We start from the raw sequence: 14,868 nt of genomic DNA, 5'->3' as shown, positions 1-14,868 counted from the left end.
ATCCGCCTCAAGTGCCCATCCCCCCGTCGAGAGGCCGCTCCACGCGATCCTTGGTGGCCGTCTTGCGGGCCGCCATCCGCGCGGCGGTACGCCGCCTGTCCTGGGACGCCGCTCCCTGGCGGGCCTCGGCACGGCCCGCGCCGAACTCGTCGCCCCCTTCGGTCAGGACGTCCCCGGCCCCCTTGGACAGGCGCGCGGCCAGCGCGGACACGGTCGGATGCCGGAAGAGGTCCGCGACCGTCAGCGCGCGCCCTGCCCCTGCGCGGACCAGCCGCCGATGGACCTGGAGCAGCAGCAGGGAGTTCCCGCCGAGATCGAAGAAGTTGTCGCCGTCGCGGACCGTGTCGCGCCGCAGCACCTCGGCCCAGACGCCGGCGACCAGCCGCTCCATCTCGTCCCGTCCCCGGCCGGCCACCGTCGCTACGCGGGACGCGGCGGAGCATGCACGGCCCACCTGCTCGGCGAGCAGCCTGCGGTCCATCTTCTGGTTGATCGTCAAGGGCAGGCTCGGCACGAACTCGATCGTGGCGGGCACCATGTACTCGGGAAGGTTGGTCCGCAGCGACGAGCGCAACGCCCTCTCGTCGACAGACCTGCCGCCGGCCGGGACGACGCATGCCGTGATCCGCCTGTCGTCGGCGCCGGACCCGTCCACGAAGACCGCCGCCTGGGCGATCGCGGGATCGCGCTCCAGGCAGGCCTCGATCTCTTCCAGCTCGATCCGGTAACCGTTGACCTTCACCTGGTTGTCGACGCGGCCGAGAATCTCGAGCTGGCCGTCGGCCCGGACCCAGGCCAGATCCCCGGTTCGGTACCTGCGGCCGCCCGGGTCGTCAGGAGCGGCCACGAAGCGGGCGGCGGTCAGCTCCGGACGCCCGGCGTAACCGCGTGCCACCGCGGATCCGCCGATGTACAGCTCGCCGACGATGCCCTTCGGCAACTCGTGGCCCTGCGCGTCGCGAACGCTCAAGGTCGCGTTGCTGAGGGCGTGTCCCACCGGAACTCCGTTTCCCGTGCAGTCCGAGGGGCTGACGCGGCGCGCGGTCACGCACACCGTCGCCTCCGCGGGGCCGTAGAGGTTCCACAGCGTTCCGCACCACGCGAGCGAGCGCAGCGCGAGCGGCCCTGGAAGCAGTTCCCCGCACGAGAAGGTGTGGCGGATCGCCAGCCCGGCGGAGCCGGCGCGCTCGACGGCCGCGTCGAGCCCGTGGAGGGCCGAAGGGGTTTGGTTCAGATGCGTGACGCGCTCGGCGACCAGGAGGCCGAGGAAGCGTTCGGGGTCCCGGGCGATCGGGCCCGGGATCACGACGAGGCGGGCACCGGACAGCAGGGCGCCCCACAGTTCCCACACCGAGACGTCGAAGGCGGTGGAGTGGAAGAGCGTCCACACCGCTTCCGGATCGGGCGTGACGTGCCGGCGCATCGCGTCGAGTAGCCCGAGCACCTGGCGGTGCTCGACGTCGATGCCCTTCGGCTCGCCGGTCGAGCCGGACGTGTAGACGGTGTAGGCCAGGTCGCCTGCGCGGGGACCAGGTCCGGTGTCGCCGGGCGAGGGTGGCACGGTGCCGTCCATCACCACCACGTTGAGCCCCGCCTCGTCGAGGCCGCGGGCCGCGGCCCTGTGGGTCAGGACGGCGACCGCACCGCAGTCCGCGATCATCTTGCGCACGCGCCGGGGCGGGTTCATGGGGTCGAGCGGAACGTAGGCGGCCCCGCTCTTCAGCACGGCGAGCACGGCGACGACGGTGTCCACGCTCGGCGGCAGGAGCAGCGCGACCCGCCGGCCAGGCCGCGCGCCGAGGCTCCGGAGCTGTGCCGCCCATCGCGACGACAGTTCGTCCAACGTCGCGTAGTCGATCTCCACACCGTCGCAGCGGACCGCCGGCCGGGAAGCGTGGGTGGTCACCGCGAGGGCGAAGCGGGTCACGATGCTGTCGTCGTCGGCGATGCCGGCCGCCTCGTTCTCCCGCCCGGCGGAGACCGGCTCCGTGACGAGGTCATCGAGGGCCGCGTCCGGCTCGGCGGTGGTGGCCCGCAGGAGGGCCAGGAAGTCCTCGGCCGCTCGGCGCGCGGCCGAGTCGGGAAGGACCGAACGCCGGTACCGCAGAGTGCCGAGGACGTCCTGGCCGTCCTCGGCGAGCACGAGGGTGAGGTCGTGCTGATCTTCCTGCTGTGCCACGCGGAAGGGCCTGAGCTCCAGCCCGGCCCAGGGCACCGGCCGACGCGCCGCTCCGTCGCCTCCGGCGTGGATGGCCGCGAGTTCCGGCGCGAGCCGGGCCTTGTGGTACACGAACATGCTCTGGAAGATCGGGTTCCTGCCCGCTTCCCTGGAGGGTGCCAGCTCCCGGACGAGCTCCTCGAACGGGTAATCCTGGTGCTCCAGCGCTTCGGCGACGGCGCGCTGGTTGCGGGCCACGACGTCGCGGACGCTCGGCCGGCCGCGCAGGTCTGCCCGGAGGACCACCGGATCGGCGAAGTAGCCGACGCAGTCCCGCAGGTCCGGGTCCGTGCGCCCGGAGACCGGGACGCCGACCAGGACATCGTCCTGCCCGGTGTAGCGCCGCAGCAGCTCCTGGAAGCCGGTGAGACAGACCGTGAACGGAGTCGCGTGCCCGTCGCATGCCAGGCCCCTGATCCTCGCGGCCAGCTCGGGCCCCAGGGCGAAGGCGATCGACGAGGCACCGCCGGCGGCCTCACCTGCCTGCCTGCCGAAGACCGGCCACCGCGTCGTCATGGGAGCACCGGCCAGTTTTCCGTGCCAGTACGCGCGGGCCCTGCGCCCCTCATCGCTGCCGAGGTACGCGTGCTGACGGCGGACGTAGGTCGCGTACGTGCAGGAGCGGTCGCCGAAGCGCGCCGGTGGCCCGCCCGTCCCGGCGAGGTAGAGCGCCTTCAGCTCGTCGATCATCACTTCGAGGGACCACATGTCGGCCACGAGGTGGTGGACGACGAGCAGCAGCACTCCGGTGTCCGGTCCGGTCGTCAGGAGCATCATGCGGACCAGCGGCCCGGTCTCCAGGTCGAAGGGCCGGGCGCAGCACCCATCGGCCTCGGACGACAGCCGTGCCTCGTCCCAGCCCGCGGCCTCGATCTCGTGAACCTCCGGTTCCAGCCTGGCGTGCGTCCGGTGGAAGGCCTCACCGTCCCTGTCGTGGAAGGTGGTGCGTAACGACGGATGCCGGTCCACCAGGAGAGCGAGCGCGCGACGCAGCGCGGCGGGGTCGAGGGCTCCGGTATAGCGTGCCGCGAACGCGATGTTGTAGGCGGCAGCGTCCGGATGGGTCTGGGCGGTGATCCACAGCGCGTGCTGGCCGGGGCTCAGCGGTCCTTCCGCGCCGGTGGGCAGTTCCTCGCCCCCGTCCCCGTCCCCGCGTCTGGCAACGGCGCGGGAAGTGACGCCGGCGCACTGGTCCGCCACCAGATTCTCCAGCGCCGCTGGAGTGAGATCGTTCAGCAGGCCGGCCAGCGAGACGTCGACGCCCAGCTCGGCCTGGAGCGTCGCGCGCAGTTCGATCGCCGCCATCGAGCTCAGTCCGAGCGACACCAGGCGCGCGCCGGGCTCGGCCTCGCGGGCCAGGCGGGCGGCCAGCAAGTCCCGTACCCGCTCCCGGGCCTGCGGTGCCGGGAGCGTCCGGACGGCGGCTTCGTCATCCGCTCCGGGCGTCGCCGCGCGAGGTGATGGCACCGTGCCTTCGGCGTACCAATGGGGAGCCCTGTCGAAGGGGTAGAGAGGAGCGGCGATCCTTCGCCGGGTGAGGGGGGCGTAGAACGCTTCCCAGCAGACGTCCGCCCCGAGCCGATCCAGGCGGGCGAGGGCCTCCTGGATCGCCGCTGAGGCCGGGACGCTCCGGGGCAGGGCCGCGATCCAGGTCAGCCGCCCGGCATGGGCTCCCACGGCGGCCGCGTCACCGAGCGTCGTTCCAGGGCCGCACTCGACGAGCACGGTCACACCCGCCTCGGCGAGGGCCGAGATCCCTTCGCCGCGACGCGCCGGAGCCGTCAGGTGCCGGGCCCAGTGGCCGGGCTCGATGGTGTCCGGACGGGCGAGTGTCCCGGTGACGGTGGAGGCGATGGCCAGGCCGGGCGGGTGGTGCTCGACCGCGCGGGCCGCCTCGGCCAGGGGCCCCGCCGCCTCCGCGAGGCGCGGCGACCGGCTGACGATCCGCCCGCGGGCCGCCACCAGGCGCAGGGCGTCTTCGGGTGTCAGGACCCTGGCCACCACCGCGGCCGCGTACTCGCCGAGGCCGTCGCCGATGACCGCGCTCGGCCACACTCCCCACGACGCCCACATCTCGGCCAGGCCCAGCTCGGTCAGCAGGAGTGCCGGTTCCCGGAGCTCCGGGCGTTCGCCCAGGTCCGATGCGGCCAGCCCTTCCTCTGGCGAGAGCCCGGTGAGCTCAGCGAAGAGCGGCGCCATGCGATCCAGGTAGCCCTGGAACGCCGGGAACGTGCCCGCGAGCTCCGCGGCCATGCCGCCGAGCCGGTCGGCCCTTCCGGGGAAGGCCAGGGCGAGCTTGGGCGGCCCGATCGCGGCCGCACCGGTCTCGCCCCGGGGCGTCCCGCTGTCGAGCCACTCGCTGAGCCGTTCCCCCGCTTCGGCCGGGGAGGCGGCCACCACGGAAAGGCGATGTGCGAGTCGGCGGCGCCCGACCGCGGCGGTGTACGCGAGGTCGGGGAACTCGTCGGGCTCGGCGGCTGTCAGCCGGTCGCGCCAGCGAGATGCCAGCTCCCGCAGGGCGCCCGCCGTCCGCGCCGAGAGCGAGATCACCTCATGGGGCAGCGGCTGGGAACGCCGGCTCGGCTCCGGGGCCGACTCGACGACGGCGAAGGCGTTCGCACCTCCGATCGAGAAGGAGGTGACGCCCGCCCGGCGGACGGCGTCCGTCCACGGCAGCGGCCGGCGATTCACGAACAGCCCGCCCTCGCCGAGGCTGACGCGCGGATGTGGTGCCGTGAAGTAGGGGCTCGGCGGGATCAGCCCATGGTGGACGGCCAGCACGGACTTGATCAGGCCGGCCATGCCCGCCGCGACGTCCAGGTTGCCGACAAGGGCCTTGACCGAGCCGACCGCGCAGCGTGTGCCGCCGAGCGCCCGATGCAGCGCTGCGATTTCCGTGGCGTCGCTGAGGACCGTCGCGGAGCCCTGCGCTTCCACGTAGCCGAGGCTCTCCGGGGCGACGCCGGCGACCGTCATGGCCCGCCGCGCCGCGCCGAGGATGCCTGACATCGACGGCGTCGCGTAGCCCACCTTGTCCGCGCCGTCATTGTTGATCGCGGTGCCACGGATGACCGCGTAGACCGTGTCGCCGTCACGCAGTGCATCGGCGAGCGGCCTGAGCACCACGACCCCGCCGCCGTTGCCGATGACCGTCCCGTCGCTCGCGGCGTCGAACGGCCGGACGCGGCCGGTGAGCGACTGCATGCCGCCTTCCCGGTGGAAGTAGCCCACGTGCTGCGGCCACCGGATCTGCGCCGCGCCGACGAGCGCCGTGTCGCACTCGGCGTCCATCAGACTGCGGCAGGCGAGGTGGAGCGCTGTCAGCGCCGTGGAGCACGAGGCTTGGACGGTCAGGCTCGGCCCGGTGAGGTTGAGCTGGTACGAGATCCGGCTCGCCAGGAAGTCCTTCTCATTGCCGAGATGCTCCTGTGTCACAGCCGGATATCGCGGTGTACTCCCGGACATGATCACCGGGCCGTAGCCGGACAACGTTCCGCCGGACCCACCGAACACGCCGACCCTGTCCTGCCCGCCGCGTGGGCCCAGCCTTCCTGCGTGCTCCAGCGCGGCCCAGGCGAGCTCAAGGAACAGCCGATGCTGCGGGTCGAGCAGCCCGGCCTCACGCGGCGAGAAACCGAACAGGCCGGCGTCGAAACAGTCGGCGTCCTCGAGCACGGACGCGACCGGCACGTAGGCCGGATCGTCCAGCCACGTGTCCGGGACTCCGGAGCGGTGAAGGTGTTCGCGGGTAAGGCGGGTCAGGCAGTCGCGGCCGTCGGCGATGTTCTGCCAGAACTCGCCGAGGTCGGCCGCTCCGGGGAAACGCCCCGCCATGCCGACGACGGCAACGGATCGGTCGGAAAAGGAATGACGAACGGAGTTCACAGCCGTGTCCCGTGGGTCTGGAGGTATTCCGGACGGGCCAGCAGCGTCCGGTCGACCTTGCCACTCGCGGTGCGAGGCAAGGTCTCGACGAGGTCGAAGGTCGCGGGGATCAGATGGCCGGGCAATCGCGCCGCCGCTTCGGCGCGAAGCCGGTCCCCCGTCAGCGGCTGGTGGCCGATCCCGGTCTCTCCCCTGGCCTCGATGACCACCGCCCTCAGCACGACCCGTACGGGATCGGCGCCGTCCGCGAACACCGCGCACCCTGCCACCTCGGGCACGTCGAGCAGCGCGTGCTCGACCTCACCGAGCTCCACCCTGATGCCGCGGATCTTGATCTGGAGGTCGTCGCGACCGAGATACTCGACCTGACCGTCAGCCGTCCAGCGGCAGATGTCGCCGGTGTCGTACATGGTCTGTCCGGGGCGGCCCGGCTCTGGCAGGAACCGCTGCGCGGTCCTGACCGGGTCACCGAGGTAGCCGCGGGCCACCCCGGCCCCGGCGACGAACAACGTTCCGTACACCCCGATCGGGACCGGCTGGCCGTGGCGCAGCACGTGGAGCCGGGTGTTGTCGATCGGCCTTCCGATCGGGATCCGATCCGGCGGCGGCCCTGGCGGGCATTCGAACGCGGTGACGTCCACCGTGGTCTCCGTGGGTCCGTACAGGTTGATCAGCCGTGTTCCGTAGCGCCCGACCAGCTGGTCGAAGGCCGCCGCGGTCGGTGGCAGGAGCGCCTCCCCGCTCGAGAAGAGCAGGCGCAGCCCGGCGAGCCGGTGCGGCGAGTCCTCGGCCCGGAGGTGGCCGAGGAAGACGTCGAGCATCGAGGGCACGAAGTGCACGACCGTCACCCCCTGCCTCGCGATGGTCTCCTGGATGGCGAGGGGGAACCGCTCCGCGCCCGGGCGCATCAGGTGCATGCGCGCTCCGGCGAACAACCACCAGAACAGCTCCCAGACCGAGACGTCGAAGATGGTCGGCGTCTTCTGGAGGACGACGTCCTGTCCCGTCAGGGGGAAGCGCCGTTGCATCCACGCCAAGCGGTTCATCACCGAGCGGTGCTCGACCATCACGCCCTTCGGCTCGCCCGTGGAGCCCGAGGTATGGATCACGTAGCACAGGTCGCCGGGCCCGGCCGGCCAGGCCCCGCCCCCCCCCCCCCCCCCCCCCGCCGGTGTCGGCGTAGAGCTCCGGGGCGGTGAGCGGGAAGATCCTCGGCGTGCCCGCGCCCGAGGCCAGGCGGGCGGCGACCGGGCAGTCAGGGTCTGCCAGGACGGTCGTGACCCCGCACGTGCCGATCATCCTTCGGAGCCGTTCGGGAGGCGAGCCCGGGTCCAGGGGCAGGTAGGCCAGGCCGGCGCCCAGGATCCCGAACAGCGCGACGGGAAGATCCAGCGATCTGCGGGCCAGGACGGCCACGAGGCCGTGCTCCCCGTGGCCGCGACGGGCCAGGAACGTGCTGAGGCGCTCCGATCTGTCGGCGAGCCGCCTGTAGGTGAGCGTCCCGGCGTCCGTGCTGACGGCGACGCGGTCCGCGGAGTCCTCCGCGCGGGCCCTCAGCAGATCACAGACCGTCAGGTCGTCGGGGAACGGCGTCTCCGTCGCGTTGAACTCGTCGCGGATCCTGTCGCGCTCGGCGTCGCCGAGCAGCGCGTACGTGCGGATGGGCCGCGACCCGTCGGCGGCGACCTGGTGCAGGAGCGCCGCGACGACCCTCCCCAGCACCGCGTCCCTGTCGGTGCCCGCCGGGTCACCCGGCGACCTGTTCCCGCTCGGTGGCCGGACACGCGACCGCGGTCCGCCGGCAAGGCGGGCGACCAGCGCGTCGAAGGTCTCGTCAGGGTCGATGCCGATCTCGACCGATCGGCCCGCGACGTCGACGACGCAGGAACGGGTCCGGTCGACATAGTGCTCGGCCACCGCGCGCACGGCTGCCCTGAGCACAGCTGGAACCATGAGCCTCTACTCCTTCCCACCGAAAGCGGCGGTGCCCGGCCGCCCGTCTCCCCACGACTCGGCCGCCTCCCGCGCGATGTGCGGGGCGAGGAGCCTCTCCAGCAGTTGCGGCGTGCCCTCGATGATGTTCAGCACCTTGGCGTCGCGGTAGGTGCGGGACACGCCGTCGTCCTCCAGCGCCCCGCGGGCACCCATGGCCTGCACGGCCTGGGCGGCGTGGCGCTCCAGCGCGTGGCAGGCGAAGTATTTCGCCATCAGGACCTTGCGGGTGGTCGCGGGATCGGCCTCCGCCAGCGCCCGCGAGGCCTGGACGCACAGGGCGCGCGCGGCTTCGAGGTCGACTCCCATGGCGGTGACGATGCTCTGGATCTGCCCGTACTCGATGACCGCGTGCCCGAACGCCCGGCGGTCCAGAACCGCGGCCGAGCACGAGGCGAGCGCCGAGGAGAGCATGCCGGCGGCCATCCAGGCCACGGCGTGCCGGCCGTGCTCCAGGGTGTGCGGCAGCAGGACCGACTGAGCGAAGCCCGGCCGGCCCACGACGGCGTCCGGCCCGATCAGGCAGCCGCGCATCTCGATCCTGGCCAGCCGGGCCGCCCTCAGCCCGAGCAGCCCGGTGATCGGTGAGACCGTGAGGCCGGGGTTCGTACGGTCGAGCAGGCAGCAGACCGGACCGGCGCCGGTGCGCGCGTACACCAGGTAAAGATCGGCGCGCTGGCCGAAGGTGGTGTAAAGCTTCGTCCCGTCCAGTACGTATCCCGGGCCCCGGGCGGTCAGGGTCGTCTCGATCAGGCTCAGGTCACTTCCCGCGCCCCGCTCGGTCATGGAGACCGCGGCGATCTTACGTCCCGCGGCCAGCTCGGGCAGCAACTCCTCGCGCTGCCCGCCGCTCCCCCATCGGACCAGCGTCTGCGCCACCATGCCGTGCACGTTGACCATGGAGGCCAGGGACGCGCTCACCCGGCCCAGCGCCTCGTACAACAGGCCCAGCTCCATCGCGCTCCAGCCGAGCCCGCCGTACTCCCGGGGGATCATCGCCCCGAACAGTCCCTGCGCGGCGCACCATGCGACGACCTCTTCGGGCAGCGTCTCGTCGCGCTCCCACGCCGGGCTGTCCGCAGCCCAGGCGGCGCCGGCCGAAGCGATCACTCCGCTGTGGTGCCTGGCCTCGGCCTCTGTGAGCATGCTCTTCACGACGACCGGGCTCAGGCGGCACCGGCCGAGGCTGCCTGCTTGGCGAGCACGGTTTCGGCGATGCGACTGAGTGAGGCGAAGTTGCGCAGGTCGAGATCGTCCACGGTGAACTTGATGCCGTACCGGCGCTCCAAGAAGCCCACCAGCTCCATCGCGAGCAGCGAGTTCACCATCCCGGACGCGAACAGCTCGTCGTGGGGAGCGGGGCGGACCATGGGATCGTGCTTACGGAGAAAGGCCGCCACCACTTGCTGGACGGCCCCATGCGCGAGCTCCGCCATCTCGATGTCCTTCCGTAGTCTCATTCGTAGGTGTAGAAGCCGGAGGCGGTCTTCCGGCCGAGCCGGCCTTCGCCCACCATCGACCGCAGCAGCGCGCAGCTGTCGAAACGCGGGTCGCCGGTGGCCTCGCGCAGCCGGTCCAGGGTGTCGACCACCGTGTCCAGCCCGATCAGGTCCGCTGTGCGCAACGGGCCCATACGGTGTCCGAAGCAGTCCCTGAACACCTGGTCGACGATCTCCGGCGGCACCCCGTGCTCGGCGACGACGCGGGCGGCCTCGTTGAAGAACACGTGCGAGATCCGGTTGCTGACGAAGCCGGGAAAGTCCCCGACGACGATCGTCTTCTTCCGCAGCAGCCGGGCGAGCGTCTCCACCCGCCCGAGGGTCCGTGCCGAGGCGGCCGCGGGACGCATCACCTCGACGGCCGACGTCAGGTACGGAGGGTTCATGAAGTGCATGCCGATCATGTGTTCGGCGCGCGAGGTCTCGGACGCGATCTCGCCGATCGGGATACTGGAGGTGTTCACGGCGACGACGGTGTCCTCGGGGAGGACGGCGTCCAGCGCGCGGTGCGCCGCACGCTTGGCCTCCCGCCGCTCGGTGACGTTCTCGATGACGAACCGGCATCCCGCCAGCTCCCCCGAGCCGGTCACGAAGGTCACCGCCTCGGCGGCGGCCGGCGGGGCGGCCGGGAACCCCGGACGCAGCATCGGGGCGATCCGGATGATCTCGGCCGCCTTCGTGGCGGCCGCGGCGAGCCGGGCGCGGTCCTCGTCGGTGAGCACCACGCGGAACCCGTGGAGCGCCAGGTCGGCGGCCACGCCGACGCCGATCTCCCCCGCGCCGACGACGCCGACCGGGCCGAAGGAGTCAGGGGTCTCCCCGGGCGACGTCCCGTCCGCCCGTTCCGCTCCCGCGGCCCCGGCGCCGGTCTTCAACGTGCCCGCCATCAGGCCCACACCCGCCCACCCGCGGCCGCGGCGATGGAACTCCGCCGTTCCGCGCCGTCGAGCCCCTTGGCCACCAGCAGCTCGTTCAGCACATCGAGGCAGGCCAGGGCGCCTTCCGCCCCAGCGGGCCGGACCCCGGGCGAGGCATGCCGCCAGTCCGCCAAACGCCGGAAATGTCGTACGACGTCCGGCCCGTGGCGTCGTGCGGGTGCGCTGACGGCGACGCGCAGGCAGGAGTCGAGCACCTGCGGTGCGTCGTCCGGCCCGAGCCGGAGCGCGGCGCCGACGGCGTCGAAATCAGCGTGGTCGTCGACCGGCCGCACTCGCAGCCGTCCGCCGTTCCTGGCCGCGATGAAGCTGAGGACCCGGCCGGGGCCGAGCTCCACAGCGGCGCCGACACCGTCGGCGATCAGGCGGCTCTGCACTTTGTCCCAGCGCACCGGGCTGACGAGCTGGTCGGTGAGGAGCGCCGCACCGGCGGTGCCACCGGGGTGCGGCAGGGCGTTCACGCCCGAGAGCACGGGCACCGCGGTCTTGGCGATCGTCACGCCGGCCAGCGCCTCCTTCAGCTCCTCGGCCGCTCCGCGCATCAACGGAGTGTGGAAGGGCCCGCTGACGCGCAGGGGGAACACCCGCGCGCCGCGCGCCTCGAACTCGGCGGCGGCGCGTTTCAGGTCCGCGCCGGGGGCGGAGATCGCGACCTGGCGGGGGCCGTCGACGATGGCCGGGTAAACCGCGGAACCGTCCTCGATCCAGTGCCGGCAGATTCGTTCCACCCTGTCCGCGTCCAGGTCGAGGACCCACATCATCCCGCCGTCCAGCTCCTCGGCGATCCTGCTGACCGCCTCGCCTCGCAGCCGGACCAGCCGTAACGCGTCGGCCAGCGACATCGCGCCGGCACAGCACAGAGCGGTGTACTCACCCAGACTGTGACCGGCCAGGTGGGTGGCGGGGACGCCGATCTCCTCGCGGAACACCCGGTACAGCCCGACGCCCATGGCCAGGAGGGCGAGCTGTGATTCCACCTGCCGGTTGAGGCGGTCGCCGGCCTCGGGGTCCGCGCACAGCCCGAACAGGTCGACGCCGAGCTCGTCGGACGCCTCATTCAGAGTCTCGCGGAAAATGCTATAACGCCGCGCCCATTTAGCCGCCATTCCAGGATACTGAGAGCCCACTCCGGGGAATAGAAAAGCCAGACCCGGTCGCGGAATCGGCATTCCTCACCTCCGGAATCAGTTTCATTCGGTCGATCATCGAGTTCGGAGTCAACCATGGGCTGCACTCGCGTTCAACCGGACTTCTCAGCAGTTGAACATCGGAGATTGCCACTGGCTATCGGTCCTGACCTGGCACAATGCACATCCCCTTGAGAACCCGTCGCGACCCTGCCCGGCTCCACGAGGCCGGCGAGTCGCGTTATCAGATAGCCGCCGCCCGGGCAAATTGCACGAAGCTCACCTCGTCGCCGTTCATTGAGAACGAAGCTCGCCCCACTGTATTCTGCGCCCACCGCTAATTCCGGCCCACCCGCACCCGTACCGGCCGGCTTCTTTACCGGGGCGTCATTCAGCAGGTTGCGCAGCGAGCCTCGGACGGCTCAGGGGTAAGCGGACGAGGAGGAGAAGGATCATCGTGACCGCCGTACCTGAAACCCCGCCACGGACACTCCCGTTCGCCGGATCTCCCGAGGGACTCGAAGAGCTCCGAATCCTGTGCGTGCTCGCCCTGGACGTGATCTCAGAGGTACGGCACAGCCGCTCGGGCCCCGGTCCGGCAGGTGGTCACCGCGCCGTGGCCGAGTCGGCCCGGGAGCTGATGGCCGGTCCGCTCCTCCCGGAGCCCGGCGGAGCGCCCCGCGACGTCCTCGCCGGCCTGACCCGCGCCTTCGCCACCGGATCGGTCGACCTCACCCATCCCGCGGCTCTGGCCCGCATGCAGCCTCCCCCGCTGGCCGTCGCGGCGGCGGCCGAGCTGGTCGTGGCGATCCTCAACCAGTCCCTGCACGCCTGGGAGAGCGGTCCGTTCGCGCTCGAGGCCGAGCGCTTCGTCACGACCGAGCTGGCCGCCCTCATCGGGTACGGCCCCGACGGCGGCGGCACCCTCACCTCAGGCGGCAGCGTCTCCAACCTGATGGCGATGACCATGGCCAGGGACTCGGTCCTGGCGCACCGGCTCGGCCATCCCACCGGCCGGGAAGGGGTGGCCGGTCTCCGCCGCCGCCCCGTGGTGCTGGCGCAGGAGGCCATCCACTTCTCGATCGGCCGGGCCCTGCGCGTTCTCGGAATCGGTGAGGAGCAGCTGATCCCGGTGGCCGTCGACGCCGGCGGCCGCACCAGCGCGGACGATGCTCGCCGGGTGTTGTCGGGCCTGCCCGGCACGGATCTGCCCGTGGCCCTGGTCGCTCTCGCCGGCTCGACCGACCTCGGCGTGGTCGACCGGCTGCACGAGCTTGCCGAGGTGGCGCGCGAGCACGGGCTCTGGCTGCACGCCGACGCCGCCTATGGGGCGGGCGCGTTGTTCTCCGATCGGCTGCGCCCCCTGCTGGACGGCCTCTCGGAAGCCGACTCGGTCACCTTGGACCTGCACAAGTTCGGATGGCTGCCCAGCTCCTCGGCCATGCTCCTGGTCAGGTCCCGCACCCACCTGCGCGACTCCTTCGGCCTGGCGCCCACGACGTGCCTGACCTCCGAGGACGACACGGAGGAGGGCTATCACGGCCTCCAGGACGAGTCCTTGCAGACCACGCGCCGTTCGGACGCCTTCAAGATTCTCGTGGCGCTCCGCTGCCTCGGCCGTGAGCGCCTGGGCGCGATGGTCGACGCCTGCCATGACCTGGCCGTCCACGCGGCGGCCCGGATCCGTGAAGAGCCGCGCCTGGAGCTCGTCGCCCACCCCCCTCTCGGCGCGGTCCTCTTCCGGTACCTCACCGGCGATCCCGGCCGAGCCGATGAGGTCAACGGGGCTGCCCGCCGCGAGCTGATGGCCACGGGGCGCGCCCTGCTGGCCCGCACGCACCTGACGGACGAGGCGGGCGATCGGCGGGTCTATCTCAAGCTGCTGTTCCTGAACCCCGAGACACCACCCGAGCAGGTCGACGAGGTTCTCGCGATGTTCCTCGCGACCGCCCGGAGGATCGAAGCGGAGGGCTGAACCTTGGAATCAGCGACGACGCGCGGGTCAGTGGGATCGGGTCTGCGCATCTCCACCCCCGTGGACGAGGTGCGCGAGTCGATGCGCCGCCTGCCCGGTCTCTTCTCCGTCCCCCTGACCCTGCTCACCGGCAAGCCGCACGCCGGGCAACGAGCGTTTCGCTTCACTCCCACCGGTCATCTGGCCGCCGCGAGCTGCTCGGCCGCCGCCGGGCTGGCGATCTCGTGCCTGGCGCTGGCCTCCGGCGGCCCGGCTCTGGCCGCACTGCCGGCGGGCTGGGCAGTCACGCTGCACGCACTCCGCAACCTGCGCATGATGATCTACCATCAGTGCGCGCATCGGAACATGTGGCGCCGCCGGGGCCCAGACAACCTGCTCGGGCGCTTGATCGCCGCATTACTGATCGTGCAGCGCTTCGACACCTACCGCGCCGAGCATGTCGCCGACCATCACGCGCTGCACCACATGACCGTCCGAGACCCCACGGTTCGCGCCTTTCTGATCGGATTGAGTCTCGCGCCGGGGATGTCCCGCCGGGAGATGTGGTCCCGCCTGCTGCGGCTGCTGGCATCTCCCGTGTTCCACGCCAGGTTCCTGGCGTCGCGGGTCCGTGCGCACGTGCATGGGATGTCACGCGAGGAGCGCCTGTGGACCTTCGCCAGCTACGCCACCGCCGCCGCTCTGGCGACCTGGCTCCAGCTGTGGCCGTACGTGCTGGCCGCCTGGGTCGTACCGGTGACCGTCCTGTTCCAGGTGTCCAACACCCTGCGGTTGTGTGTCAAGCACACGTTCCCTCCGCCCGGTCGGACCGGCCGCCGCGGCCGCGCCTACTTCAGCGGCCTGACAAACGCGATCTTCATCGGCGAGCCGGCTCCGGATCGCCTCCTGCCGGGCGGTCGCCGGGCGGTGGCCTGGCTGCGCTGGTGGGCCCGCCTGGCAGTGATCCACTTCCCCGCTCGTTACCTGGTGCTGACCGGCGACACCGTCTGCCACGACTACCACCACCGGCATCCGATGGATCGGCGCTGGGCGGGCTACATCTTCGAACGGGAGGCCCGGCTCGCCGCGCTGGCACCCGGCGATCCGCCCTACCTGCACGTCTGGGGTCTGGTTCCCGCGATCGACGTGGTCTTCGACTCGCTGCGAGCGGCCGATCCGCGGGAGTACTCACGAGAACGAGCCGCGGCCGAGCACCATGACGTCTTCGCCGCCTTCGACGACTGACCCGACGACCACC

8 protein-coding genes and 1 pseudogene are annotated in these 14,868 nt (G+C 71.8%); 2 read left to right on the top strand and 7 right to left on the bottom strand.

Annotated features, from left to right (window positions below; genetic code table 11):
• Positions 1–7: 7 nt before the first annotated feature.
• The 7 genes and pseudogenes from ACFKCF_RS50895 to ACFKCF_RS50865 all read right to left on the bottom strand — a co-directional run bounded on the left by ACFKCF_RS50895 (position 8) and on the right by ACFKCF_RS50865 (position 11,698).
• Positions 8–6,103, bottom strand: a complete 6,096-nt coding sequence (locus tag ACFKCF_RS50895) for an amino acid adenylation domain-containing protein (RefSeq protein WP_394503201.1) — start codon at positions 6,101–6,103, stop codon at positions 8–10.
• Complete coding sequence (locus ACFKCF_RS50890) at positions 6,100–7,362, bottom strand: amino acid adenylation domain-containing protein (protein ID WP_394503245.1); 1,263 nt, start codon at positions 7,360–7,362, stop codon at positions 6,100–6,102. The genes ACFKCF_RS50895 and ACFKCF_RS50890 overlap by 4 nt, the downstream gene beginning before the upstream one ends.
• 10 nt (positions 7,363–7,372) lie before the next feature.
• Positions 7,373–8,056: pseudogene (locus ACFKCF_RS50885) on the bottom strand (AMP-binding protein); the annotation flags it as partial.
• A 6-nt stretch (positions 8,057–8,062) separates the two neighbouring features.
• Positions 8,063–9,241 carry an acyl-CoA dehydrogenase family protein gene (locus ACFKCF_RS50880; protein WP_394503199.1) on the bottom strand — a complete coding sequence of 393 codons (1,179 nt, stop codon included), beginning with the start codon at positions 9,239–9,241 and terminating at the stop codon, positions 8,063–8,065.
• Positions 9,242–9,261: 20 nt separating this feature from the next.
• Positions 9,262–9,555 carry an acyl carrier protein gene (locus tag ACFKCF_RS50875; RefSeq protein ID WP_394503197.1) on the bottom strand — a complete coding sequence of 98 codons (294 nt, stop codon included), beginning with the start codon at positions 9,553–9,555 and terminating at the stop codon, positions 9,262–9,264.
• Positions 9,552–10,481, bottom strand: a complete 930-nt coding sequence (locus ACFKCF_RS50870; protein WP_394503195.1) for a 3-hydroxyacyl-CoA dehydrogenase family protein — start codon at positions 10,479–10,481, stop codon at positions 9,552–9,554. The genes ACFKCF_RS50875 and ACFKCF_RS50870 overlap by 4 nt, the downstream gene beginning before the upstream one ends.
• On the bottom strand, positions 10,481–11,698 hold the full coding sequence (locus tag ACFKCF_RS50865; RefSeq protein WP_394503193.1) for an ACP S-malonyltransferase: 1,218 nt from the start codon (positions 11,696–11,698) through the stop codon (positions 10,481–10,483). Before ACFKCF_RS50865 ends, ACFKCF_RS50870 begins: the two co-directional genes overlap by 1 nt.
• A 415-nt stretch (positions 11,699–12,113) precedes the next feature.
• Between ACFKCF_RS50865 and ACFKCF_RS50860 the strand changes: the two genes are divergently transcribed.
• Complete coding sequence (locus tag ACFKCF_RS50860; protein WP_394503191.1) at positions 12,114–13,631, top strand: pyridoxal phosphate-dependent decarboxylase family protein; 1,518 nt, start codon at positions 12,114–12,116, stop codon at positions 13,629–13,631.
• Positions 13,632–13,661: 30 nt separating this feature from the next.
• The gene (locus ACFKCF_RS50855; RefSeq protein WP_394503189.1) at positions 13,662–14,855 is read left to right on the top strand and encodes a stearoyl-CoA 9-desaturase; all 1,194 of its coding nucleotides are present in this window, start codon (positions 13,662–13,664) and stop codon (positions 14,853–14,855) included.
• The last annotated feature ends 13 nt before the right edge of the window (positions 14,856–14,868 follow it).

The sequence above is a fragment of the Nonomuraea sp. JJY05 genome, assembly GCF_043496855.1.
Lineage (GTDB): Bacteria > Actinomycetota > Actinomycetes > Streptosporangiales > Streptosporangiaceae > Nonomuraea.
The sequence above is the reverse complement of the archived record's forward strand: the minus strand, read 5'-3'. Positions and strand labels throughout refer to the sequence as shown.

Excerpts from the sequence above, each read along its gene's own strand:
- ACFKCF_RS50865 (WP_394503193.1), bottom strand. The coding sequence starts at position 11,698 with ATGCCGATTCCGCGACCGGGTCTGGCTTTTCTATTCCCCGGAGTGGGC.
- ACFKCF_RS50880 (WP_394503199.1), bottom strand. The coding sequence starts at position 9,241 with ATGCTCACAGAGGCCGAGGCCAGGCACCACAGCGGAGTGATCGCTTCG.
- ACFKCF_RS50875 (WP_394503197.1), bottom strand. The coding sequence starts at position 9,555 with ATGAGACTACGGAAGGACATCGAGATGGCGGAGCTCGCGCATGGGGCC.
- ACFKCF_RS50870 (WP_394503195.1), bottom strand. The coding sequence starts at position 10,481 with ATGGCGGGCACGTTGAAGACCGGCGCCGGGGCCGCGGGAGCGGAACGG.